The following is a 23,821-nucleotide window of genomic DNA, read 5'->3' as shown; positions in this document are numbered from 1 at the left end:
GGCCGCTTCTCCGATTCCTTCGAATACCTCACCGCGTCTGGCGACAGACGCGGCGGGAGACGCTTTGCCCCAAAAAACAGGAGACGATAATAATGACGTTAGACAGGTTTGGATTTCCCCATCATTCGGCCACGCGATATTCGGGCCGTGTACCGTGCCGCTCGGCGATTGCGCTTGCCGCGATGCTGGCGAGCGGCGTGCTTCACGCGCAGTCCAGTGCGGACGCAACGACTGCCGCCACACCCACCGACTCGCCTTCCACAGCGCAAATCGGCCAACCCGCGAAGCCGCAAGCGCCGAATGCCGCCATCAAACTCGCCGCCGCCGACGGCACGCTCCAGCAAGCCTCGACCGACCGGCCGAGCGTGCAGCAAGGCATTCCTTCGACAGACCAGCTTGGCGTCTCGCATATCGGCGACGCCACGCCATCGCCTGCGGCGGGTCCGCGTCAGGGCCTGCTCGCGGGTATCGGCCAGAAGCTCAACGATTGGGGTTTCACGCCGTCGCTCAATCTCGTGCAGATGTACCTCGCTAATCCGAGTGTCGGTCAGCAAACGGGCAATCACGAGGCGCTCACCTTCATCGCCGTGGGCGGCGACTTCGACATGGAGAAAATCGCCGGCTTTCCGGGCGCGACGATTCACTTCCAGCAGTTGTTCGTGCCGTTCACGAACAATCTCGCCTGGGGCAGCCAGGTCGGCGACGTGCTGGCGGGCCAGCCTGGCCCTTACGTTCCGCAGGTCTCGCATCTGGGCATCTTCACCTGGGAGCAGAAGGCGTTTCACGACAAGCTCGACGTCGAGTTCGGCAAGACCAACGCGGGCGCTTATTTTGGTGCGCCCGTCTGCAATCAGGGCTTTGGCTGCCAGAGCGCGATCCTGCAGAACAGCGCGGGCATGAATCCGCCCGTGTATGTGAACTGGGGCGGTCGCGCGCGCTACAACATCACGCCCGCGTGGTCGGTGCAGGCGGGGCTGTTTCGCTCGAATCCCGCCTATCCGTTCACGAATGGCTGGGAATGGACCAACAGCGTGCCGGACAGCAACGTCTGGCTCGCGAGCACCGCGTACCGCACGACATATCAGAGCGATCTCTATCCGAAGAGCTATGAGCTGATGCTCTACTACAACACGCGCACGCAGACGGACCCGCTCACGGAGGAGACGCACAAGGGCACATCGGGGATTTATTTCGGCGGGCGTCAGGTGGTCTGGCGTGCCGATGGCGGTCAGGCGGGCGCGCCGGACCCGACCGCGGTTTCCTTGTTCGCCACGGCGACCGGCAGCTTCGACGCGCATTCGAGCTACGGTCTTGCGATGACGGGCAGCGCAGGCGTGATTCTCGAAGCGCCGCTGCGCAGCCGTCCGCACGACAGCATTTCGCTCTCGCTGAACTGGGCGACGCTCACGCCACACGAGCAGGAATACCTGAAGCAGGCCAATCTCGCGGCGGGCGGCAGCGGTTATACGGTGGGGCGCACGCAGTACGGTCTGAAGCTCGACGCCAATATCGCGCTTACGCGCAGCATCATTTTGAGCCCGTATGTGATGCGCACGTGGAACACCAACACCTGGGGCAATCCGACGTATACCGCAACGCCGAAGAACGGCATCGTCGCGGGGATTGTTGCGAGCGTGTTCTTCGACAAGATGCTCGGCTTGACGGATCGCTGAGCGGCGCCTGTATGGCCGGGCGTGGGCAGCGAATGCTCACGCCCGGTTTCCAGCGTCGCGTCACTCCATCGACGAATCGCAGGAGCAATCGAGACTGGCTCGAGCGCTCTGCCGTTGCGATGCGGCCAGCCGTTGCAGCGTCGCCAGACCGAGCAGGGCCAGGGCGAGTCCGAGCAGAAAATCGGCGTGCACGCCCGCGCGGTCGACGATCGTGCCGCCCACGGCCGAACCCATCGCAATCGCCACCTGAATGACGCTCACGAACATCGCCGATCCCGCTTCGGGCAAGTCCGTCGTGTCGCGCTGAATCCAGACGCTGAAGCACAGCGGCAGCGCGCCGAATGCGATGCCCCACAGCAACATCCCCACCGTCTCGCCGATGGGCGAGTGTTCCAGCAACAGCATCGAAGACATCGCCGCCAATAGCAGCAAGACCATCGCGGCGACCGACTTCTTCAGATGGCCCGAAATCACGGTCGACGTCAGCGCATTGGAGAAGAAACCGATCAGGCCAAATCCAAACAGCAGCAGCGTGATGGCGCTCAGCGAGAAGTCGTTTTCCAGCAGCGGCGCGATGTACGTATAGGTCGAAAAATGCGCGCCAAAAACGAGTGCGACCATCAACATGCTCAAGCGCGTGTGGGACCGGCCAAACAGCTTTTTGAAGTCGGCCAGTCGCAACGCCGAGGCAGAAGGCAGCGACGGCACCAGCAACGCCTGCGCAACGAGGGCGAGCGCCACCAGCCCCGCGGTGGCCGCGAACGCGAACCGCCACGAGGAGAATGACGCGATAAACGTACCGAGCGGCACACCGGCCACGGTCGCACAGGTCACGCCGGTCAGGATCGTCGCGGTTGCGCGAGCGGCATCCTTGCCTTGCACGAGGCGGGGGGCGGCTGCCGTGGCCAGTGTCCAGAAGCCGCCCAGCGCTGCGCCGAGCAAGGCGCGTCCCACCAGCATGACCGGCAGGTTCGGCGCGATCGCGCACAGCACGTTCGCGATCAGCAGCACCGCGGTGAGCAGCAGGAACACGTAGCGGCGGTCCATGCGGCCCGCGCCGACGATGAGCATCGGCGCCGATATGGCGGCAAGGACGCCAGGGGTAGTGACCATCAGGCCCGCCACGCCGGTCGACACACCCAGATCGTGGGCGATTTGCGGCAGCAGGCCAACCGGCAGAAACTCGGCGGTCACAAACGCGAATGCGCTAATGGCGACAGCAACGACAGAGAGCCATTGACTCGCGGACGTCGACGTTCCATCCAGGGTTACGGGAGTCGCAGGGGTGTCGATTTGCATGACGGCCTTAATCGTGGATTGAGCGTGAATTGAACGCGGATTCAGGCGTCGTAGTTTAAGCAGCGTTTTGTCCAGGAAAAAGTAGCGGATACCGAAAAGACAAGTCGGGGAGGCTGAACAATGTCAATGTGGGGAATCCCTGAGGCCAGCGCGGCCCGACAATCGCGTCGAAACGCCGCACCCCAGCGAGCGAATCGACCGCTTGCGCTCACGCGCGATCCAGCGCCTTGATGGCCGTCGCCGCTGCGGCGGCGCGCGTCTCGACATGCAGCTTGCGGAACAGATGTTCCAGATGCTTGTTCACGGTGCGCGTCGCCATGCCCAGGATGTCGCCGATGTCGCGGTTGGTCTTGCCGCGCGACACCCAGAGCAGCACTTCGGCCTCGCGCGCCGTGAGGCCGAAGCGTGCCGCAAGCGCGTCGCCGTGCAAGGCGTCGTCGCTTTCCTTGAGGATGATGATCCACTCGCCCGATTCGGCCGTGGGTGTCACGCTGGCCGAGCGCCGTACGTGGCCCAGCGTGAACTCGTGCGTGGCGTCGGCCTGCGCGCCCCGCGCGATCCACGTCAGAAACCAGTTACGCAGCGGCAAGGGGAGCTTCGCCTGCGTATCGGCTTCATTCGGCTCTGCAACGGGTGGGGCGGCGCAATACGCCGCGATCTGCTGCGCCGCCTGCTGGCTTTGCCAGCGGATCGTGGCATCCGCTCCGACGATCACCGCTGCGCGCGCATCGAGCGACAGCGCGGTCTGTGCATAGAGTTGGGCCCGCGAACGTTGCACGTGTGCGCCAATCCGGGCGCACAACTCTTCGGGGCGCACCGGCTTCGTCACGTAGTCGATCCCGCCCACGCGAAAGCCGCGCACCACGTGCTCGGTTTCTGTGAGCGCGGTCATGAAGATCACGGGCAGGTGTTCATGCTGTTCGTCCTGTTTCAAACGTCGGCAGGTTTCGAAGCCGTCCATGCCGGGCATCATGGCGTCGAGCAGCACGACATCGGGCGTCACGCGCGCGAGGCGCTTGAGCGCGTCTTCGCCGGAGAGCGCGACCAGCACCGCATAGCCGTGCGCCTGCAGCGTGTCGGAGAGAAACGCCAGATTGTCCGGCGTATCGTCGACGATCAGCACAACGGGCCGGTCGGCTTGCCACGCCGGTCGTTCGGCGGTGTGGTCCGCGTCAGGTGTTGGCGTCGCGCGTAAGTCGGGCAAGTTCATGCTCCAGTTCTCTTAGCTGAAAGCGTTCGGCCAGCGCGCGCAGGACGTCGAATTGTTCCTGCAAGGCCGGCCAGGTGGCGCGCGCCGCGTCGAGTTGTTCGACCACGCCTTGTACATAGCCGACTTCGAGGTGGGCGCGCAGATGTTCGATGAGCGCGGGCGGCCACGCCGGGGCGGCTGCCAGCGCCTCGGCCGGCGCATCCGTCGCGGGCGCGGCCGCGATGGTCTCCGAGGCAATCCAGTCGAGCGAGAGCAGTTGCGCGAGCTTGTCGAGCAGCAGATTCACCCGCAGCGGCTTCACCAGATAGCCCGCACAACCGGTTGCGCTCGCGCGCTCGCGATCGTCGGCGAAAGCGTTGGCGGAGAGCAGCACGATGGGCGCGTTCGAAAGCTGGTTCTCGGAAATCAGCCGGCTCGTTTCGTAGCCGTCCATCAGCGGCATGGAGATGTCCATGATGATCGCGTCCGCGCGGTGGGTGGCGAGCCAGCGCAAGGCGTCGGGGCCGCTGGCGGCTTCGGCGACGTCGAAGCCCAGCGGCGTCAGCAGCTGCGCGACGATGCCGCGTTGATCCGCGAGATCGTCGACCACGAGAATCGCGCGGCGCGCGCCCGCGTAGCCGCGTATCGCGCCGAGTTCGGCGTGGGCAATGGCGGCGCTGTCGACGGCCGGCGCGAACAGCCGCACCACGAAGCGCGTGCCCCGGCCCACCTCGCTGTCGACTTCGAGGCTCCCGCCGAGCGCCTGCGTCAGCAAACGGCAGATCGTGAGGCCGAGACCCGCGCCGTGATCGTGCGCATGGGCCGCCTCGCCGCGCTCGAACGGCAGGAACAGGCGCTCCATTTCGGCTGGCGGAATGCCGGGGCCGGTATCGACCACTTCGAACTTGAGCGTGTCGAGCACGTGGCTCACCCGCAGCGTCACCGTGCCCGTCGAGGTGAAGCGGATCGCGTTGCCGATCAGGTTGGTGAGAATCTGTCCCACGCACTTCTGGTCGGTGCGCACGGTGGCGGGCAGGCGGCCGACGGTCTGCACATCGAACGCGAGCGCTTTTTCCAGCGCCTGCGGGCGCAGCATCGACGTGACATGCGCGACGAAATCGGCGAGCGGCACCTTGGCGATATTCAGTTGCAGTTTGCCCGCCTCGATGCGCGCGACGTCGAGCAGGCCATCGACGAGCGCGAGCAGATGTTCGCCGCTGCGATGAATCGTGCGCACCGCGTTGTAGCGCGTCGGTGTCAGTTCTTCCCGTGCTTGCAGCAGCAAGTGCGCGTAACCCAGGATGCTGTTGAGCGGCGTGCGCAATTCGTGGCTCAAACCGGAGACATAACGGCTCTTCGCCTGATTGGCCGATTCGGCGGCCGCGGTCGCACGTTTGAGCGCGGCGTCGGTTTTCTGGTGCGCGTCGATTTCGAGCATCAGCAGTTCGTTCTGGCGCTGCGACTCTTCTTGCGTTACGCGCCGGCTCTCGCGTTCCAGTACGAACCACCAGGCGGCGATGCAGCCCACGAGCGAGAGCGCGAAAAAAATCTTCAGGAAGCTGCTCGCGATGGCGTGGCCGAGCGACGATTCGGTGGCCGCGAGCGAGGTCACGCTCTGCGACCAGATCAGGTAGAGCACACTCGACAGCACTGCGAGCATCGCGGCCATGAGGCTCGCGTAGTGAATCAGCCGCAGCGCGGCGGGGCCGAGACGGGCGCGCGGAAAGAGGCGATGCAACGCGCGGTCGGCCTGCGCAGAAAAGCGCGCATGCGGCTTGCAGCGGTCGTGGCAACGCGAGTCGAGCGAGCAGCACAGCGAGCAGATGGTGCCGCCATAGGCGGGGCAGTAGGCCGTGTCGTCGGGTTCGAAGGCGTTTTCGCAGATCGCGCAACGCAGCGACGTGGCGTCGCCCGTGGGCTGCGCGGCGCGCGCGATGTAATAGCGTCCGCGCGTCAGGATCGCGAGTACGGGCGCGCAGGCGAAGGCCACGCCGAAGGCGATGAACGACGACATCGCCTTGGTTAGTATGCCGAACAAGCCACTGTGTGCGAGCATCGCGACGGCCGCCGCAATCAGCATCGCGCCCACGCCGACGGGATTCACATCGTAAAGATGGGCCCGCTTGAACTCGATATGTCGCGGGCTGTAACCGAGCGGCTTGTTGATGACTAGGTCGGCAAACAGCGCGCCGACCCACGCAATCGCAATGTTCGCGTAGAGCGACAGCACCTTGCCGATCGCCTCGAATACGCCCATTTCCACCAGCAGCAACGCGATCATCACGTTGAACACGAGCCACACGACGCGCCCAGGATGGCTGTGCGTGAGGCGCGCGAAAAAATTCGACCACGCGAGCGAACCCGCGTATGCGTTCGTCACGTTGATCTTCAACTGCGAAACGATCACGAACAGCGTCATGGCGGGCAGCGCCCATCCGGCGAGGCCGAGCGGGTCGAGCAGCAGATGATAGGCGACGAGATACATCTGCGTGGGTTGCGCGGCGTAGGTCGCATCGACCTCGTACTGAATCGCGACGAAGGCGAGAAACGCGCCGCCCAGCATCTTGAGCGCGCCCGGCACGATCCAGCCGGGGCCCGCAGAGAGCAGCGCGAGCCACCAGCGCGTGCGGTTGCGTGCCGTGAGCGGCGGCAGGAAGCGCAGATAGTCCACCTGTTCGCCCACTTGCACGATCAACGCGAACACCACGGTCGACGCCTGGCCGAAAGCGATGAGGCTGAATGCGCGGCCTTGCGGCGCAAAACCCGCGAACGTCGTCCACTCCTGAAGCAGGCCCGGATGTCGCCACAGGACAGCCGCATAGGGCAGCACGAACAGCACCAGCCAGAGCGGTTGGGTCCAGCTTTGCAGGCGATTGATGAGCGTGATGCCGAACATCACGATGGGAATCACCACGAGCGAACTCACCACATAGGCGATCGCCAGCGAAATATGGAAATAGAGCTGGAGCGCGAGCGCCATGATGGCCGCTTCGAGCGCGAAAAAAATAAACGTGAAGACCGCGTAGAGCAGCGACGTGACGGTCGAGCCGATATAGCCGAAGCCCGCGCCGCGCGTGAGCAGGTCCATGTCCACGCCATAGCGGGCCGCGTAATAGCTGATGGGCAGACTCGTGAGCCAGATGAGCGCCGAGACGGCCGCGATCGCCCAGATCGCGTTCGTGAAGCCGTAATTGATGACGAGACTGCCGCCGATGGCTTCGAGCACCAGAAACGACACCGCACCAATCGCCGTATTGGCGACGCGCAATTCCGACCAGCGGCGAAACGAGCGCGGCGTGAAGCGTAACGCGTAGTCCTCGAGGGTTTCATCGCCGACCCACGCGTTGTAGTCGCGCCGGACCTTGACGATGCGCTGCGTGCTGGGCGTATCCGCGGGAGGACTCGAAGGCTGCGACGGCTGCGGCTGGTGCACGTGAGACATGAAGATGATCCGGATTGGTGCGCGAACTTCGGGATCGACGTACGTTGCAAGTTACATTCCAGCGCGCTCGCCGGGAATACGTCAATCGACGTATTTCGATCGTGAAATTGGCTTTCTACATTGCGTCCAACCCAGACCGAGCCCACAGCGCCAGTGCGCCGGGGCACTCAATAAGGAAAACGCGATGTCCAAAAACGACCGAATCGACGACCGGAACGATGACGATGCCCGTGAAATTTCGCCGCTGCGCCGACGCCTGATCGGCGGCCTCGCCGCCGCCCCGCTGATGGCGCTGGGGCTGCCGCGCACCGCCTTTGCGCAGGTGCCGCCCACGGCCAAGGTCAATACGACGGGCCTCGCGGTCACGGATACGACGGTCACGGTCGGGCAGTTGCACTCGGCCACCGGCACGATGGCGATCTCCGAAACCGGCTCGATCCAGGCGGAGCGTCTGGCGATCGAGCAGATCAACGCGATGGGCGGCGTGCTCGGGCGCAAGATCCAGATCATCCAGGAAGACGGCGCCTCGGACTGGCCGACCTTCGCGGAAAAGTCGAAGAAGCTGCTGGAGAACGATCACGTCGCGGCGGTGTTCGGCTGCTGGACCTCGGCTTCGCGCAAGGCGGTGCTGCCGGTGTTCGAGAAGGACAACGGCCTGCTCTATTACCCGACGTTCTACGAAGGCCTGGAGCAATCGAAGAACGTGTTCTATACGGGCCAGGAAGCCACCCAGCAGATTCTCTGGGCCCTCGACTGGGCCTCGAACACGAAGAAGGCCAAGACCTTCTTCCTGATCGGTTCGGACTACATCTGGCCGCGCACGTCGAACAAGATCGCGCGCCGCCACATCGAGCAGCATCTGCACGCGAAGGTGGTGGGCGAGGAGTATTACCCGCTCGGAACGACCGAGTTCGCCTCGCTGATGAACAAGATCAAGCTCGCGCGCCCCGACTGCATCTTCGCGACCGTCGTGGGCGGCTCGAACGTGGCGTTCTACAAGCAGCTCAAGGCCGCCGGCATCACGCCGCAGAAGCAGTTCCTGCTCACGCTTTCGGTGACCGAGGACGAGGTGCTTGGCATCGGCGGCGAAAACTTCGCCGGCTTCTATTCGTCGATGAAGTACTTCCAGTCGCTCGATAACGAGAACAACAAGAAGTTCGTGGCCGCGTTCAAGGCGCGCTACGGGCAGAAGTCCGTCATTGGCGACGTCACGCAGGCCGCCTATCTGGGCCCGTGGATCTGGAAGGCCGCGTGCGAGCGGGCAGGGAGCTTCGACGTCGACAAGGTGGTGGCGTCCTCGGCGGGTATCGAAGTGGCGAACGCCCCGCAAGGCTACGCGAAGGTCGACGCGAACCATCACCTGTGGAGCCGCTCGTTGATCGGCGAGGGGCAGGCTGACGGGCAGTTCAAGGTCGTCGCGCAGTCGGCGCAACCGATCCAGCCGAATCCGTTCCCCAAGGGCTACATGTAATCCGTCAACCGCAGCGGCGCGGCGACGCATGACGTCGCCGCGCGAGGAGCATTCGATGTCTGCTACCGACATTTTCAACATCACGCTGATGCAGGGCTTCGCCGGTCTGAGCCTGTTCAGCGTCCTGCTCCTGATGGGGCTCGGGCTTGCCGTGATCTTCGGCCAGATGGGCGTGATCAATATGGCGCACGGCGAGTTCATGACGATCGGCGCCTATACGGTCTACATGTTTTCATGGTTCGCGCAGAACGTCTGGCACGCGTTTACGCCTGTGTACTTTTTCTTCGCGATCTTCGCGGCGTTCGCACTCGCCTTCGCGGCAGGATGGCTCGCGGAATGGGCGCTGATCCGCCATCTGTACCGGCGGCCGCTCGACACGCTGCTCGCCACCTGGGGCTTAAGCCTTGGCATGCAGCAGGTGTTCCGCTCGACCTTCGGCCCCAAGGAAGTGAGCCCCGCGCTGCCCGACTGGCTGATGGGGTCGTGGGAGCCCGCACCGGGACTCGACATCCCGGTAAGCGGCATGTTTGTGATGGGGCTTGCGCTGATCATGACGGGCGGCCTGCTGCTCGCGCTCTATCGCTCGCGCTGGGGTTTGCGCGTGCGCGCCACGGTCGCCAACCGGCCCATGGCGAACGCGGCCGGCATCAACACGCGCCGCACCGACCGCATGACCTTCGCCATCGGCTGCGGTATTGCGGGCGTGGCGGGCGCGGCGTTCACGGCGATCGGCTCGACCGGGCCGACGAGCGGCTCGCTGTACATCGTCGATTCGTTTCTCGTCGTCACGTTTGGCGGTGCAGCGAGCCTGCTCGGCACGGTGGCGTCGGCCTTCGGCATCGCGCAGATGCAGTCGATCAGCGAGTTCTTTCTCTCGGGCTCGATTGCCCGCGTGCTCACGCTGCTGACCGTCGTCGTAATCCTGATGCTGCGCCCGCAGGGCCTGTTCGCCTCGAAGGTGCGGCGCGTCTGAGCGCAACGCGCCGCGCAGTACATCGCGCAAGCCTTATTCACTGTTTCATTCGTATGGAGAGATGGACATGGAACCCATCCAACCCGCGGCGGGCGGCGTCGCCCCGCGATCCGGTCCGGGCGCCGCGCCGGGCGGCTGGCGCGCGCTCGCGGCGCGGCTCGACGCGTCGGGCTATGCGGGCATCGTGTTGCTTGCGGTGCTGATCGTGGTCGTGTTTCCGCTCGCGCTCGACACGTTTCGCCTGAACCTGATGGGCAAGTACCTGACCTATGCGTTCGTGGCGATCGGCCTCGTGATCGCGTGGGGCTACGGCGGCGTGCTCAGTCTCGGCCAGGGCGTGTTCTTCGGTCTGGGCGGCTACGCAATGGCGATGTTCCTCAAGCTCGAAGCCTCCGATCCGGCCGCCACGCGCACCCAGACCACGCCCGGCATCCCCGACTTCATGGACTGGAACCAGCTCACCGCGCTGCCCGCGTGGTGGAAGCCGTTTCACTCGCTGCCGTTCTCGATTCTCGCCGTGCTCGTCGTGCCCACGGCACTCGCATTTGTGATCGGCTACGCGATGTTCAAGCGGCGCGTGGGCGGCGTGTACTTCGCGATCATCACGCAGGCGGTCGCGCTGATCCTCTCGGTGCTGATCATCGGCCAGCAAGGCTACACGGGCGGCGTGAACGGCATGACCGATCTGCGCACGCTGCTGGGCTGGGACATTCGCACCGACCACGCGAAGCTGGTTCTGTACTTCGTGAACGCCGTGCTGCTGATCGGCGCGCTGCTCGCCTGCCGCTGGGTCCAGCGCAGCAAGGCCGGCACGCTGCTGCTCGCGATGCGCGACAAGGAGGACCGCGTGCGCTTTTCCGGTTACGACGTCGCCATGTTCAAGGTGTTCGCGTTCTGCCTCGCGGCCATGCTCGCGGCCATCGGCGGCGCGATGTTCACCTTGCAGGTGGGCTTCATGTCGCCGTCGTTCGTCGGCATCGTGCCGTCGATCGAAATGGTGATCTACGCGGCGATTGGCGGGCGCATGTCGCTCGTGGGCGCGGTCTATGGCGCGATTCTCGTGAATCTCGGCAAGAGCTGGTTTTCGGAGAGTTTCCCGAACCTCTGGCTTTATCTGATGGCGGCGATGTTCATCGGCGTGGTGATGGTGTTTCCGAACGGGCTCGCGGGCCTCTATGACGAGCATGTGCGCCCGCGTCTGCGGCGGCTGCTCGGCGCAGCGAACAAGGAGGCGTGAAGCATGAGCAATACCGATTTTCTGCTCGCGATCGAAGACCTGACCGTGTCGTTCGACGGCTTCAAGGCGATCGATTCGCTCAATCTCTATCTCGAACGCGGCGAGTTGCGCGTCGTGATCGGCCCGAACGGCGCGGGCAAGACGACGCTGCTTGACCTCATCTGCGGCAAGACGAAGGAGACGGCCGGCAGCATCAAGTTCCGCAACGAGGAAATCACGAACCTCGCCGAATTCCGGCGCGTGCGCAAGGGCATCGGCCGCAAGTTCCAGACGCCGTCGATCTACGAAAACCTGAGCGTCGCGCAGAACCTCGAAGTGTCGTTTCCGCGCGGACGCAGCGTGTTTGGCGCGCTCGCCTATCGGCAAGACGACGAAGTCGCCGGGCGAGTGCACGATGTGGCGGAAGAGATCGGTCTGGCCGCCGTGCTCGATCTCGAAGCGGGGCTGCTGTCGCACGGGCAGAAACAGTGGCTGGAGATCGGCATGCTGCTTATGCAGGATCCCGAACTGTTGATGCTCGACGAGCCGATCGCGGGCATGAGCGTGCGCGAGCGTGAGTTGACCGCGGAACTGCTCGATCGTATCTGCCGCAATCGCTCGATGATCGTGATCGAGCACGACATGGCCTTCGTCGAGCGCATCGCGCACAAGGTCACGGTGATGCATCAGGGCAAGATTCTCGCGGAAGGGCCGATGGCCCAGGTGCAGGCCGATCCGCGCGTGATCGATGTCTATCTCGGGCACTAAATGGGCCACTGAGTTGGCCACCGAAAGCTACAACGGAGAACACATCATGCTGGAAGTCGACGATCTCGTCGTCAGCTACGGCCAGAGCGAAGTGCTGCACGGCATCGGCTTTTCCGTCGCGAGCGGCGAAAGCGTGGCGGTGATGGGCCGCAACGGAATGGGCAAGACCACGCTATTCAAGGCGCTGATCGGCATGCTGCCGGCCAATCGCGGCACGGTGCGCGTAGGCGGGGCCAACGTGTCGAAAGACGAAAGTTATCGACGCGTGGCGAAAGGCATCGGCTATGTGCCGCAAGGCCGGCAGATTTTCGCCTCGCTCACCGTCGAAGAAAACATTCAGACGGGCCTCGAAAACGCGCAGAGCCAGCGCGTGCCCGACGATCTCTATGCGCTTTTTCCCGTGCTGTTCGACATGCGGCGGCGCAAGGGCGGCAATCTCTCGGGCGGCCAGCAACAGCAACTCGCCATTGCGCGCGCGCTCGCGACCGAGCCGAAGGTGCTGCTGCTCGACGAACCCACCGAGGGCATTCAGCCCTCCGTCATCAAGGACATCGCGAAAGCGCTCAACGAGATTCGCACGAGCCGCAATATCGCCATCGTCGTGTCCGAACAGGTTTTGAGTTTTGCGCTCGATGTGGCCGACCGGCTCTTCGTGATCGAAGGCGGGCGCTTCGTGCACCAAAGCACGCGCGAGGCGGGCGACACCGACCGTATCCGCGAATACCTCTCCGTTTGAGTGCGGCGCGGCGCGCCGCAAGGCTGGCCGCGTCATCTATCCCAAGCTGCGAACCCTCGAACTTGCGAACCCAGGAGCGAACGCAATGACCGACACCCTCATCAAGGTCGATCTGAATCAGTCAGCCTACGAAAACGAACAAGTCCACAACCGCTGGCACCCGGATATTCCGATGGCCTGCTGGGTCAAGCCCGGCGACGATTTCATCCTCGAAACCTACGACTGGACCGGCGGCTTCATCAAGAACGACGACAGCGCCGACGACGTGCGCGATATCGACCTGTCGATCGTGCATTTTCTGTCCGGCCCGGTGGGCGTGCACGGCGCGGAACCCGGCGACCTGCTGGTGGTGGATCTGCTCGACATCGGCGCGAAGGCCGATAGTCAGTGGGGCTTCAACGGTTTCTTTTCGAAGAGCAATGGCGGCGGCTTTCTCACCGACCATTTCCCGGAAGCGCAGAAGTCGATCTGGGATTTTCACGGCCTCTATACGAGCTCGCGCCATATTCCGGGCGTGAATTTCGCGGGATTGATTCACCCGGGCCTGATTGGGTGCCTGCCTGATCCGAAGCTGCTCGAAACGTGGAACACGCGCGAGACCGGGCTGATCGCCACCGCGCCCGAGCGTGTGCCGCCGCTCGCGAATCCGCCGTTTGCCGCGACGGCGCATATGGGCAGCCTCACGGGCGAGGCGCGCGACAAAGCGGCGGCGCAAGGCGCGCGCACGGTGCCGCCGCGCGAACACGGCGGCAATTGCGACATCAAGGATCTGTCGCGCGGCTCGAAAGTGTTCTTCCCGGTGTATGTGGATGGCGCGGGCCTCTCGGTCGGCGATCTGCACTTCAGCCAGGGCGACGGCGAGATCACGTTCTGCGGTGCGATCGAGATGGCCGGTTGGGTGCACATGCGCGTGAATCTCATCAAGGGCGGCATGGCGAAATACGGCATTCGCAATCCCGTGTTCCAGCCGAGTCCGATTACGCCGGCCTATAACGATTACCTCATTTTCGAAGGTATTTCGGTGGACGAGCAGGGCGGTCAGCATTATCTCGACGTGACCGTCGCGTACCGGCAGGCCTGTCTGAATGCCATCGAGTATCTGAAGAAGTTCGGCTATTCGGGTGCGCAAGCGTATTCGCTGCTGGGCTGCGCGCCGGTGCAGGGGCATATCAGCGGGGTCGTCGATATTCCGAATGCCTGCGCGACCTTGTGGCTGCCCACGCAGATCTTCGATTTCGATATTCGCCCGAACGCTGAAGGGCCGATCCAGCATATCAAGGGCGGGGTGGATCTGCCGCGTTCGCCGGATCTCATCAAGGTCTGAGGCATCGCCACGAGAGGAGCCTGTCATGCCGATTTACGACTTCGAGTGCGCGAGCTGCGGTCCGTTCTCCGTCATGCGCCGCATCGCGGACCGCGAAAAACCTTGCCGCTGTCCCGATTGCGGCGCCGAAGGCGGCCGCGTGATCAGCGCGCCGTCGCTCGCCTTGATGGCGTCCACGCGCCGCTCGGCGCACGCCACGAACGAACGGGCGGCGCATGCGCCGCGCCAGTCGGGCGAGGGTGAGGGCGCGCCGCTGCGCCATCGCGCGGGATGCAGTTGCTGCACGGGAGGCGGGGCGAAGCTCGCAGGCGCGGCGGCGGACGGTCTGAAACGGCCGGCGGGACGGCCCTGGATGATTAGCCATTAATGGCGTATCGGCGCGAGCGGAGCCCTTGTGCCGGACTCCGCTCGCGCTGCATCTGTGTTCAAGGAGGATGAATCATGCGACATGGTGATATTTCGAGCAGCCGCGACTGCGTGGGCGTGGCGGTCGTCAACTACAAGATGCCGCGACTTCATTCGAAGTCGGAAGTGATCGCCAACGCGCGGCGAATTGGCGAGATGGTGGTCGGTATGAAGCAGGGCTTGCCGGGCATGGACCTCGTCGTGTTCCCCGAGTATTCGACGCACGGCATCATGTACGACCGCGAGGAGATGTTCGACACGGCGTCGACGGTGCCCGGCGAGGAAACCGATATCTTCGCGGCGGCGTGCCGCAAGGCCAACGTCTGGGGCGTGTTCTCGATCACCGGCGAGCGGCACGAGGAGCATCCGCACAAGGTGCCGTACAACACACTGGTGCTGATCGACAATCGCGGCGAGATCGTCCAGAAGTACCGCAAGATCATGCCGTGGACGCCGATCGAAGGCTGGTATCCCGGCGATCGAACCTATGTGACGGAGGGGCCGAAGGGCCTCAAGATCAGCCTGATCATCTGCGACGACGGCAACTATCCCGAGATCTGGCGCGACTGCGCGATGAACGGCGCGGAGTTGATCGTGCGCTGCCAGGGCTATATGTATCCGGCCAAGGAGCAGCAGATCATGGTCGCCAAAGCGATGGCGTGGATGAACAACACGTATGTCGCCGTGGCCAATGCTACGGGCTGGGATGGCGTGTATTCGTACTTCGGACACTCGGCGATCGTCGGCTTCGACGGGCGCACGCTCGGCGAATGCGGCGAAGAGGAGATGGGCGTGCAGTACGCGGAGCTTTCGGTGGGCATGATCCGCGACGCGCGGCGCAACATGCAGTCGCAGAACCATCTCTACAAACTGCTGCATCGTGGATATACGGGCACGATCAACTCGGGCGACGGCGTGAACGGCGTGGCGGCCTGTCCGTTTGGGTTCTATCGCGACTGGGTCGAAGACCCGGAAGCCATGCGCGGCCGGGTCGAGGCGCTGACGCGACCGACTCCCGGGACGGCCGAGTGCCCGATCGAAGGCATTCCGCATGACGATTGAGTGAAGCGCAAAGTCGGCGGGCAGAAGCAGTCCAGGAAATTCTGCAAGGGCGATGCTAGTATGTCCGCCGAATTCGCAACCTCGACGGACCCATGAGCCACGATCGTATCGACCGCTCCATCGCACCTTCCCGCGCATCGAACACACCTCGCTTCCTGCTGATCCTGATCTGCCTCTTTGCCTCGGCCGGTCAGTTCGCCATCGACGTTTATGTGCCCGCGTTGCCCGCGATGGCGCATTACTTCTCCACCTCGCCGCAAGCGATCCAGTCGAGCGTGTCGGGCTACATGGCCGCCTACGCATTCGGACAGCTGGTCTTCGGGCCGATTGCCGATGCTTACGGACGCAAGCGCGTGCTCGCATCGGGACTCGTGATCTACACACTGGGCTGTGTGCTGTCGCTTGCTGCGCCCAATATCGGGCTATTCCTCGCGGCGCGCTGCCTGCAAGGTTTCGGTATCGCGGCCACCAATCTGCTTGCGAAGGCCATCATCACGGACTCGTTTTCCGGGCAGGCCCTGATGCACGCGTTCACCTATATGTCGATCGCCTGGGGGCTTGCGCCGATCGTCGCGCCGGTGATTGGCGCGCATTTGCAGACGTGGTTTGGCTGGCAGGCGTGCCTCGTGTTTCTGCTGGTGTGTTCGCTCGTGATGTGGGCGTTCCTCGCGCGCTATCACGAGACCTTGCGCCAGCCCGTCCATCTGGAGCCGCGCACGCTCATGCAGAATGCGGGCAAAGTGCTGTCGAGCCCGGTGTTTCAAAGCTGTTTTCTCGCCCAGGGGCTGTGCTACAGCATCTTGCTGGTGTTCAATATCGTCGGCCCGTTCATGGTGCAGAGCACGCTGCACAAGCCGCCGACGTATTTCGGCTATCTTGCGCTTGGCATCGGGATGATGTACTTCCTTGGCGGACTGTCCAATCGCATTCACGGCCCGGGCCTGCCGACGCCGGAGCAGCGTCTGCGCATCGGTACGCGAATCATGGCAGGCGCTTCGGTCACGATGCTGGTGCTCGCGCTGACGGTCGGTCTGCAGGTGTGGACGCTTGCCACGCCAGTACTGGTGATGGGGTTCTGCGCCGGTGCGATGTACCCGACGCTGATGGCCAAAGGCAATTCGCTGTTCCCGCATATCGCCGGGCTGACCAGCGCCATTCTTGGGTGCGCGCTGTTGCTCGTGTCGTCGGCGATGATGGGGCTTGCGGGCTTCGTGTCCATTCAGTCGCTAACGCCGCTCGCGATATTTTTTGTGATCCTCTCGTTCGTTGTGGCCGCAATGGTCAGAAAGCTGCTACGACATCTGGCGCTGATGGAATCCGTGGCGTCAATGCCCCGTAGCGACAAGGCGGCCTGACTGAGCGGCAGCCGACCCGGTGCGTTCGGTTCGCAGCGTGACGGCTACAAGTTGTTCAGCCGTGCCCGTTCGAGCCGAAAGAACCTCTTTGTCGTTGAAGGGGCGAGCCACTACGATCTCTACGACAAGCCGGCGTGCGTCGAGCAGGCGATGAGCAAGCGTGGCCCCTTCTTCAAGGAAAACCTCTGAAAGGTCTGAAGACGGCGGCGTCTTTGCGATGTCGCCGTTTCGGTGTACGGAACAAGTCGATTGCGTAAATTGACTGCCTTGCGCGTGCGCCGCATTCTGAAGGATACGGAACGGCGCAAGGGAAGGACATGACTGAAGCATCGATACCGGCCTCGACGGGCGAACCCATCCATATCCGAAACATTCACTTCGAAGGCTTCAGGCGCAGCGATGGCATGTTCGAAATCGTCGGCCAGCTTGGCGACACGAAACCGTACGAATTCACGCCGCCTGGCGGCCTGCGGGTGGTTTCTGCGAATACGCCGATCCATGACATCGGCGTAAGTGTCGTCTTCGACCTGGAGATGGTCATCCACGCCGTCTCGACTTTCATGAGGGCGTTTCCCTATCGCGACTGCGCAGGCGGGGGCGAATCGTTGCAGGCCCTTGTGGGCCTGCGCATCGGCGCGGGTTGGAGCGGTGAAGTCCGCAAGCGGCTGCCTGCCGGCGAGACCTGCACGCATCTGCGGGAGATTCTGATACCACTTGCGACGGCGGCGATCCAGGCCGTCAATCCACTACGCGCTCAGGGACTCATGGAGGCCACCGACGCGAACGGCAAACCGCTCAAGATCGACAGTTGCCATGCCTACGGTGCCTCTCGCGAACTTGTCCTGCAACGCTGGCCGGCGTTTCACCGGCCGTCGTCGTCTTGATCGCCGTTGAATTCGTGCGGTACGCGAGTGCGGTGTTGCCGCGATTGTTTTCGGTCGCTTCCTGAGTTTGTCAGATGGATAGACTGCATTGTATGCGCATCTTCGCGCGGGTCGCCGGCGCAGCCAGCTTCACTTCCGCTGCGCAGCATCTGGACATGACGACCGCGGCCGTGTCACGCGCAGTAGCGAGCCTGGAGAAGCATCTACAGGCTCGTCTGCTGAACCGCAGCACCCGTCGCGTGGTGCTCACCGAAGCCGGTGAGCGTTATCTACGGCGTTGCGAGCAGATCCTCGCCTACATCGATCAGGCGGAAGCCGAAGCCGGCAACGCACAGGCATTGCCCGCCGGCCGTCTGCGTGTGCACGCCACAGCGGGATTCGGCCAGGCTTATGTGGTGCCTGCGATCGTGCGCTATCAGCAGCGCCATCGTTCAGTCGCGGTCGAATTGACGTTGTCACAGCATGTTCCAGACCTTCTTGACGAGGGCTATGACGTCACGTTGCAACTCAGTGCCGTGAATCTGCCCGATTCCGGACTTGTCTCGCATGCGCTGGGCACGTTGCATAGCGTGCTTTGCGCCGCGCCTTCGTATCTGCGTGAGCACGGGACGCCTGGCAGTGTGGCGGAACTCGCGGGACACGATTGTCTGCAACTGTTTTCGCCCGTGTTCGAACGCGACAAATGGCGGCTGGAGGGGCCAAATGGGCCAGAGACATTTGAACTGCCGCCGTCGACCTTTCAGGTGAACGTTGCGGAGGCATTGAGCGGGGCATTGCGCGAGGGGGTGGGCATCGGTGCGCTGCCCATGCCGACCGCCGTGCCCGCCATGCGCAATGGTTCGCTGCTGAGAGTGCTGCCGGAACATCGTCTCCAGACGCTCACGGTGTACGCCATGTATGCCTCGCGCCAATATCTCGATGCGAAGATCAAAACCTTCGTCGAATTTCTCAAGGATTACATTCCCGAACTGCTGGCCGCTGACGAGGCTTCCCTCAGCGCACCAGACTATTGCACGACGCCATAACGATGCATTCGCGTCGCACAACGCCCGACACCCAGGGTTAGTGCGGAAGCGCTTTTCCCTTCACCTCGGCGGACTGCCGGGCGCTCCTCGAAGTACGGAACGTTTCAGGGGGCGGCGTTGACCCTCCTGGCTTCGATTGCTCTAATCGTTGCAACGACGCCCACCCGGTTTTCAAATGCCTGATCGGGGATGTCGGATACAAAAATAAATACACGATCTTCCGAATAATTGATTAGGCATCCTAGTTGAAATGTAGATTGCGAAAGGAATGAAATATAGCCTTCCGTAAGCAATTCGATTGGAGGACCACCACCAGAATGACATGGATTTGGCTCCCGTACAGGGGGTTTGGAGAAATCGCCGTGAAGCCAGAAGCCCTTAATCAAGGAATCTACCGCTCCATAGCGCCAACAAAATAACAAAGCGATATCTATATCAAGGAGACAGACATGAGTTCATACGGCGTATTCAAATTCGCAGTCAAGCGAATGGCCGTTCTGGTGGCGGTGTCGGCATTGCCGGTCAGTGTGTGGGCACAGTCCAGCGTGACGCTGTATGGCGTACTCGATGCGGGTTTTATCTACACGAACAAGTCATTCAATCCGGCAAACGGACAGAACGGCGGCAAGCAATTCCAGATGATCAGCAGCGGGCTGGAGCCGTCGGTGTTCGGTTTGACCGGACAGGAGGATCTGGGCGGCGGCGTGAGGGCCAAATTCAAGCTTGAAAGCGGGATCAGTCTTGCCAACGGCGGTTTCGACAACAGCAACGGTGGCTTGTTCGGCCGCCAGGCGTGGATTTCCCTTGCGAGCAATCTAGGGGAGTTGAAGGCGGGCGTGCAGTTTTCGCCCTTCATTCTCGCGCTTTACGATTCCGATCCGCGCAGTATGGCGCAGTTCGCCAGCAACATCTCCGTATATGGCAACAACACGTTCACCGGGTCTTTCGTCTCGAACGCCATCACCTACATCTCGCCCAAACTGGCCGGTTTCACGGGAAGCCTGATGTACGCGCTCGGCGGCGTAGCCGGAGATTTCAAGGCGGGCCGGCAGTATTCGGCCAGTCTGAAATACGAGGGCGCGGGGCTGCTGGTCAACGCTGCGGTCTACGACGCGAGTGCGGGCAATGAAGCGAGTCTGAACGACACGCTGTTCAAGGTTCCGCTGATCGCGAAGACCTTTGGTTTGGGCTACACCATCTCGTCTTTTACGGTGAAGGGTTCGTTCACCAACTACAAGGCGCCTGAGACCACGCTCGGTGGCCTGGTAGGCGGCGGCAATCACGATGTGTGGAACCTCGGCTTTGTCTACAACGCCACCCCGGCGCTCACGATCAATTCGGGCGTCTGGTATCAGCGGGATCCGCATGAGTCGGGCACGCACGGACTGCTCGTCGCACTGGGCTCGCAGTATTCGCTGTCGCGGCGCACGTCGTTGTACGCGCAGGTCGGCGTGACGAATAACCGTGGCCGTTCCACGCTCGGTCTCGACGTGGATGGCGCGTTGCAGGGCACGAACGGCACGACCGTTGGCGGTGGCGTCGGCATCCTCCACAAGTTCTAGCCCCCTTGCGTGCAATTCGGGCTCTGGAAAGCTTCGCTTCGAAATCCGTCACTTGGTGGGGGCAGCTCGCCTCCCTATAGTTGGGCTAACCCAAAACGATAAAAGCCGCACGGTCCCCGTGACCGTGAGAGGACAGGAGACAACGTGAACGATTCGTCTGCGCAAACTGGAAGTCGTCTATGGGTGGTGTTGTTGTGCTTTTTGACCATTGCCGTGGATGGCTACGACCTCATCGTCTATGGCGCGACGGTGCCGCGTCTCATCGCGGAACCGGGTTGGGTGCTCAATGCGAACGGCGTGGGAATGATCGGTAGCTGGACGCTCGCGGGACTGATGGTGGGCCTGGTAGGTGCCGGGCCGCTCGCGGACCGTATCGGGCGTCGCAAGCTCATCATGCTGGGCGTCTTGTGGTTCTCCATCGGTGCGCTCCTTTGCGCGCTCGCGCATTCGCCGTTCGCCTTTGGTGTGGCCCGGTTCGCAACCGGTATCGGGCTGGGCGCAGTGGTGCCGTCGTCGGTCGCGCTGAGCGTCGAGTACGCACCACGCAATCGCCGGCAACTGTACAGCGCGCTTGCGCTCACGGGTTACCCGATCGGCGGCGTGATCTGTTCGCTGCTCGCCATCGCGCTGCTCGAAAGTCATGGATGGCGCGTTCTTTATGCCGCCGGCGCACTCTATATTCTCATTCTGCCGGTGATGTATTTCTTCTTGCCCGAGTCCGTGAATTTTCTCGTCGATCACGGCCGCAAGGATGAGGCGCGCGCACTGTCGTCACGTTACGCCATCGACTTCGACGAGGTTCTGCAAGAACAGCAGCACGCATTGCATTCGCATTCCGCTACACCCACACCGCGCGTGCGGGGCTTGACGCTCGCGATGTCGTCAGGCTGGCGCTCAGCGGTGCTGTTGTTCGCGCTGATGGCTTTCTGCATCCAACTGGTTGTCTATGGTCTCAATGTGTGGCTGCCGCTCCTGATGCGCAAGGCGGGTTATCCGTTGGGTTCATCGCTCCAGTTTCTACTGGTGATGCAATTCGGCGCGGTCACGGGCAACTTGTTTGGCGCATGGCTTTCGGATCGGGGCGGATCGAGAAGGGTGCTCATTCCTTTCTTTCTCGCCTGTGGACTGTCTCTGCTTGTGCTTAGCCAGAAGCCTTCTTACGTGTGGCTGATGATCGGTGTGTTCGGTGCGGGACTGGGATCGATTGGCTCCACCACGCTGAGCTATGGCTATGTCGCCACGTATTTTCCCGCTTCGTGCCGGGCCTCGGCGATCGGCATCGTGCAGGGGTTGGGACGGATCGGCGCGATTCTGGGGCCGATGATCGGCAGTTGGGTGATTGGCGCGAATCTGGGAACGCAATGGAACTTCTATGCGTTTGCTGTGCCGACGGTGCTCGCGGCCGTAGTCGTGGCCCAGATCAGGGAGACGGCGCCCGCACGCATGGCATACGCGGACGTCTGACTGCCGGCAGCGAGCCACGAATCGCACGACGACCCGACGAACGTACCCGCAGTCGCAGTTGAGTATTGAAATGCAGGAGATGATGATGGAAACGGTTCGAATGTCGTTGAGTGAAGTCGTGGCGCGTTGGCTGGCGCCTGGCCATGCCGTGCCGTTCAGGGTTCGCGCGTTGCGCAACGCGGCGCAAGGTCGCTGCGTGCAGGTGCAGGCGCGAGCCCCATGCGGCGACATCACGCTCTGCTTTTTCCGGCATGAGGACGGCGCCTGGCGCGTCCTCCCGCCGTCGCCCCAGAGGCTGACGATGCGCGCCGCGTGACTGGCGCGTATTGAACGGTTTCACTCGCGCCAACAAAACGGAGCAATCGATGTCGTTACAGTCGAACCAGGTCGACTACGAAGGTCCATCCGTTGCCGTAGCTTCGGACTACCGCTGGGACCGTGGTGGCGGACGTGCTCACGCGAGCGGCGCAATGGTCACTCCGTTCGCACGATGCCTGACGATACTTTCAGCGTTTTCGCCGCACCAACCGTGGCGCGGCAACAAGGATCTCGTACTCGAAACCGGCATTCCGGCACCGACGATCTCGCGCATGACGCGCTCCCTCGTCGCACTCGGCTATTTGCATTATTCGCCCGCGAAGCGCAAGCACCGGCTCGCCGCGGCCGTCCTATCGCTTGGCTACGCGGCCATCGCGCATTCCGGTGCGCAACGGTTCGCGCGGCTCGAAATGCAGGCCTTCGCGAATGCAAACGATACCTGCGTGGTGTTAGGCACGCGCGAGCGTCTCGACGTGATTGTGCTCGAAACCTGTGCGGGCGAGTCGGTATCCGTCGATCCGATGCTTCATGCGGGTTCACGTCTGCGCATCGCTTCGTCGCCTATGGGTTGGGCGATGCTTTCGGTGCTCCCGGAGCTCGAGCGGTTCTACCTGCCTGGCAATGTCGAACGATGGTGAAACATAACGGCCAGCAGTCGATCGGCAGGAATACCGCGCCAGTCGAACCGGCGCGGCATGACAGCATTAAAGCGCTTGCACCAGCTCGGGCACGAGCGTGAAGAGATCGCCCACGAGGCCGTAATCGGCCACGCCGAAAATCGGCGCTTCTTCGTCCTTGTTGATCGCGACGATGATCTTCGAGTCCTTCATGCCCGCAAGATGCTGGATCGCCCCTGAAATGCCGACCGCGATATACAGTTGCGGCGCGACGATCTTGCCCGTCTGGCCGACCTGATAATCGTTCGGCACATAGCCCGCGTCGACTGCGGCGCGCGAGGCGCCCAGCGCTGCATTGAGCTTGTCAGCCAACGGCTCCAGTACTTGCGTGTAGTTTTCGCCGCTACCCAGACCGCGACCACCTGAGACGATGATCTTCGCGCCCGTGAGTTCCGGCCGGTCGAGCTTCGTCGTTTCGCGGCTCACGAATCGCGAGAGGCCGCTATCGGCGGCTGCCTCGATCTTTTCGATCGCAGCGCTACCGCCAAGGGCCGCGACGGCGTCGAACCCCGTTGCGCGAACGGTGAGGACCTTGACCGGGTCCGCCGACTGAACGGTGGCAATCGCGTTGCCTGCGTAGATCGGGCGCTCGAACGTGTCTGCTGAATTGACGGCGGTGATGTCGGAGATCTGCGCGACGTCCAGCTTCGCGGCCACGCGCGGCGACACGTTCTTGCCTGCCGCCGTGGCGGCAAACAAGACATGCGAATAGTCCTTCGCAAGGTTCAGCACCGTCGCCGCGACGTTTTCCGCGAGGCCCGCTTCGAGTTGCGGCGCGTCGGCCAGCAGTACTTTCGACACGCCCGCGATCTTCGCTGCGGCGTCGGCTGCCGCTTGCGCGTTATGGCCCGCAACCAGCACGTGTACGTCGCCGCCAATCTTTTGCGCGGCGGCAACCGTGTTCAACGTTGCGCCTTGATCGACTGATTGTCGTGTTCGGCGATAACCAGATTCACCAGATTCGTCATTTTTCCATCG

General features: G+C 63.0%; 20 protein-coding genes and 1 pseudogene. 17 read left to right on the top strand and 4 right to left on the bottom strand.

Going from position 1 to position 23,821, the window contains the following annotated elements:
- Positions 1-92 precede the first annotated feature (92 nt).
- Entirely contained in the window at positions 93-1,673 is a 1,581-nt protein-coding gene (locus tag U5782_RS17825; protein WP_322045176.1) for a carbohydrate porin, read from the top strand.
- 60 nt (positions 1,674-1,733) lie between these two features.
- Here the strand turns inward: U5782_RS17825 and U5782_RS17820 are convergent, their stop codons facing one another.
- The 3 genes from U5782_RS17820 to U5782_RS17810 all read right to left on the bottom strand — a co-directional run bounded on the left by U5782_RS17820 (position 1,734) and on the right by U5782_RS17810 (position 7,603).
- Positions 1,734-2,972, bottom strand: coding sequence for an MFS transporter (locus U5782_RS17820; protein ID WP_322045175.1), 1,239 nt, complete (start codon positions 2,970-2,972; stop codon positions 1,734-1,736).
- A 208-nt stretch (positions 2,973-3,180) separates the two neighbouring features.
- Positions 3,181-4,182: a response regulator transcription factor gene (locus U5782_RS17815; protein ID WP_322045174.1), complete on the bottom strand. Its 1,002-nt coding sequence runs from the start codon at positions 4,180-4,182 to the stop codon at positions 3,181-3,183.
- The gene (locus U5782_RS17810) at positions 4,145-7,603 is read right to left on the bottom strand and encodes an ATP-binding protein (RefSeq protein ID WP_322045173.1); all 3,459 of its coding nucleotides are present in this window, start codon (positions 7,601-7,603) and stop codon (positions 4,145-4,147) included. Before U5782_RS17810 ends, U5782_RS17815 begins: the two co-directional genes overlap by 38 nt.
- 184 nt (positions 7,604-7,787) lie before the next feature.
- Here U5782_RS17810 and urtA point away from each other — a divergent pair, with 184 nt between their 5' ends.
- From urtA to U5782_RS17730, 16 genes are all read left to right on the top strand, one after another.
- On the top strand, positions 7,788-9,074 hold the full coding sequence (urtA, locus tag U5782_RS17805; RefSeq protein WP_322045172.1) for an urea ABC transporter substrate-binding protein: 1,287 nt from the start codon (positions 7,788-7,790) through the stop codon (positions 9,072-9,074).
- 55 nt (positions 9,075-9,129) lie between these two features.
- Positions 9,130-10,047 (top strand): urea ABC transporter permease subunit UrtB, encoded by a 918-nt coding sequence (gene urtB, locus U5782_RS17800; RefSeq protein ID WP_322045171.1) that lies wholly within the window; start codon positions 9,130-9,132, stop codon positions 10,045-10,047.
- 67 nt (positions 10,048-10,114) lie between these two features.
- The gene (urtC, locus tag U5782_RS17795; protein WP_322045170.1) at positions 10,115-11,284 is read left to right on the top strand and encodes an urea ABC transporter permease subunit UrtC; all 1,170 of its coding nucleotides are present in this window, start codon (positions 10,115-10,117) and stop codon (positions 11,282-11,284) included.
- A 3-nt stretch (positions 11,285-11,287) separates the two neighbouring features.
- A complete protein-coding gene (gene urtD / locus U5782_RS17790; protein WP_322045169.1) occupies positions 11,288-12,031 on the top strand; it encodes an urea ABC transporter ATP-binding protein UrtD in 744 nt (247 codons plus the stop codon).
- 46 nt (positions 12,032-12,077) lie between these two features.
- Positions 12,078-12,767: an urea ABC transporter ATP-binding subunit UrtE gene (gene urtE, locus U5782_RS17785; RefSeq protein WP_322045168.1), complete on the top strand. Its 690-nt coding sequence runs from the start codon at positions 12,078-12,080 to the stop codon at positions 12,765-12,767.
- Positions 12,768-12,852: 85 nt separating this feature from the next.
- The gene (fmdA, locus tag U5782_RS17780; RefSeq protein ID WP_322045167.1) at positions 12,853-14,091 is read left to right on the top strand and encodes a formamidase; all 1,239 of its coding nucleotides are present in this window, start codon (positions 12,853-12,855) and stop codon (positions 14,089-14,091) included.
- Between the two features lie 25 nt (positions 14,092-14,116).
- Positions 14,117-14,458 (top strand): zinc ribbon domain-containing protein, encoded by a 342-nt coding sequence (locus tag U5782_RS17775; protein ID WP_322045166.1) that lies wholly within the window; start codon positions 14,117-14,119, stop codon positions 14,456-14,458.
- 74 nt (positions 14,459-14,532) lie between these two features.
- Complete coding sequence (locus tag U5782_RS17770; protein WP_322045165.1) at positions 14,533-15,558, top strand: aliphatic amidase; 1,026 nt, start codon at positions 14,533-14,535, stop codon at positions 15,556-15,558.
- A 92-nt stretch (positions 15,559-15,650) separates the two neighbouring features.
- Positions 15,651-16,913 carry a multidrug effflux MFS transporter gene (locus U5782_RS17765; protein ID WP_322045164.1) on the top strand — a complete coding sequence of 421 codons (1,263 nt, stop codon included), beginning with the start codon at positions 15,651-15,653 and terminating at the stop codon, positions 16,911-16,913.
- A gap of 51 nt (positions 16,914-16,964) precedes the next feature.
- Positions 16,965-17,102 (top strand): alpha/beta hydrolase, encoded by a 138-nt coding sequence (locus U5782_RS17760; RefSeq protein ID WP_322045163.1) that lies wholly within the window; start codon positions 16,965-16,967, stop codon positions 17,100-17,102.
- A 128-nt stretch (positions 17,103-17,230) separates the two neighbouring features.
- The gene (locus U5782_RS17755) at positions 17,231-17,797 is read left to right on the top strand and encodes a DUF2889 domain-containing protein (RefSeq protein ID WP_322045162.1); all 567 of its coding nucleotides are present in this window, start codon (positions 17,231-17,233) and stop codon (positions 17,795-17,797) included.
- A 74-nt stretch (positions 17,798-17,871) separates the two neighbouring features.
- Positions 17,872-18,822: a LysR family transcriptional regulator gene (locus U5782_RS17750; RefSeq protein ID WP_322045161.1), complete on the top strand. Its 951-nt coding sequence runs from the start codon at positions 17,872-17,874 to the stop codon at positions 18,820-18,822.
- A gap of 449 nt (positions 18,823-19,271) precedes the next feature.
- Positions 19,272-20,384: a porin gene (locus tag U5782_RS17745; protein ID WP_322045160.1), complete on the top strand. Its 1,113-nt coding sequence runs from the start codon at positions 19,272-19,274 to the stop codon at positions 20,382-20,384.
- Between the two features lie 144 nt (positions 20,385-20,528).
- Positions 20,529-21,848, top strand: coding sequence for an aromatic acid/H+ symport family MFS transporter (locus tag U5782_RS17740; protein ID WP_322045159.1), 1,320 nt, complete (start codon positions 20,529-20,531; stop codon positions 21,846-21,848).
- Between the two features lie 100 nt (positions 21,849-21,948).
- The gene (locus U5782_RS17735) at positions 21,949-22,164 is read left to right on the top strand and encodes a hypothetical protein (protein WP_322045158.1); all 216 of its coding nucleotides are present in this window, start codon (positions 21,949-21,951) and stop codon (positions 22,162-22,164) included.
- A 49-nt stretch (positions 22,165-22,213) separates the two neighbouring features.
- Positions 22,214-22,804: a helix-turn-helix domain-containing protein gene (locus U5782_RS17730; RefSeq protein WP_322045157.1), complete on the top strand. Its 591-nt coding sequence runs from the start codon at positions 22,214-22,216 to the stop codon at positions 22,802-22,804.
- Between the two features lie 66 nt (positions 22,805-22,870).
- On the opposite strand, the pseudogene U5782_RS17725 reads toward U5782_RS17730, so the two are convergent.
- Positions 22,871-23,802, bottom strand: a pseudogene (locus U5782_RS17725) (electron transfer flavoprotein subunit alpha/FixB family protein).
- Positions 23,803-23,821: the final 19 nt, after the last annotated feature.

The organism is Paraburkholderia sp. J67 (assembly GCF_905220265.1).
Taxonomy (GTDB): Bacteria; Pseudomonadota; Gammaproteobacteria; order Burkholderiales; family Burkholderiaceae; genus Paraburkholderia.
This window is presented reverse-complemented; position numbering and strand designations above follow the sequence as displayed.

Excerpts from the sequence above, each read along its gene's own strand:
- U5782_RS17730 (WP_322045157.1), top strand. The coding sequence starts at position 22,214 with ATGTCGTTACAGTCGAACCAGGTCGACTACGAAGGTCCATCCGTTGCC.
- fmdA (WP_322045167.1), top strand. The coding sequence starts at position 12,853 with ATGACCGACACCCTCATCAAGGTCGATCTGAATCAGTCAGCCTACGAA.
- U5782_RS17775 (WP_322045166.1), top strand. The coding sequence starts at position 14,117 with ATGCCGATTTACGACTTCGAGTGCGCGAGCTGCGGTCCGTTCTCCGTC.
- U5782_RS17810 (WP_322045173.1), bottom strand. The coding sequence starts at position 7,603 with ATGTCTCACGTGCACCAGCCGCAGCCGTCGCAGCCTTCGAGTCCTCCC.
- U5782_RS17770 (WP_322045165.1), top strand. The coding sequence starts at position 14,533 with ATGCGACATGGTGATATTTCGAGCAGCCGCGACTGCGTGGGCGTGGCG.
- U5782_RS17750 (WP_322045161.1), top strand. The coding sequence starts at position 17,872 with ATGGATAGACTGCATTGTATGCGCATCTTCGCGCGGGTCGCCGGCGCA.
- urtC (WP_322045170.1), top strand. The coding sequence starts at position 10,115 with ATGGAACCCATCCAACCCGCGGCGGGCGGCGTCGCCCCGCGATCCGGT.
- U5782_RS17815 (WP_322045174.1), bottom strand. The coding sequence starts at position 4,182 with ATGAACTTGCCCGACTTACGCGCGACGCCAACACCTGACGCGGACCAC.
- U5782_RS17825 (WP_322045176.1), top strand. The coding sequence starts at position 93 with ATGACGTTAGACAGGTTTGGATTTCCCCATCATTCGGCCACGCGATAT.
- U5782_RS17735 (WP_322045158.1), top strand. The coding sequence starts at position 21,949 with ATGTCGTTGAGTGAAGTCGTGGCGCGTTGGCTGGCGCCTGGCCATGCC.
- urtE (WP_322045168.1), top strand. The coding sequence starts at position 12,078 with ATGCTGGAAGTCGACGATCTCGTCGTCAGCTACGGCCAGAGCGAAGTG.
- urtD (WP_322045169.1), top strand. The coding sequence starts at position 11,288 with ATGAGCAATACCGATTTTCTGCTCGCGATCGAAGACCTGACCGTGTCG.
- urtA (WP_322045172.1), top strand. The coding sequence starts at position 7,788 with ATGTCCAAAAACGACCGAATCGACGACCGGAACGATGACGATGCCCGT.
- U5782_RS17755 (WP_322045162.1), top strand. The coding sequence starts at position 17,231 with ATGACTGAAGCATCGATACCGGCCTCGACGGGCGAACCCATCCATATC.
- U5782_RS17745 (WP_322045160.1), top strand. The coding sequence starts at position 19,272 with ATGAGTTCATACGGCGTATTCAAATTCGCAGTCAAGCGAATGGCCGTT.
- U5782_RS17765 (WP_322045164.1), top strand. The coding sequence starts at position 15,651 with ATGAGCCACGATCGTATCGACCGCTCCATCGCACCTTCCCGCGCATCG.
- U5782_RS17820 (WP_322045175.1), bottom strand. The coding sequence starts at position 2,972 with ATGCAAATCGACACCCCTGCGACTCCCGTAACCCTGGATGGAACGTCG.
- urtB (WP_322045171.1), top strand. The coding sequence starts at position 9,130 with ATGTCTGCTACCGACATTTTCAACATCACGCTGATGCAGGGCTTCGCC.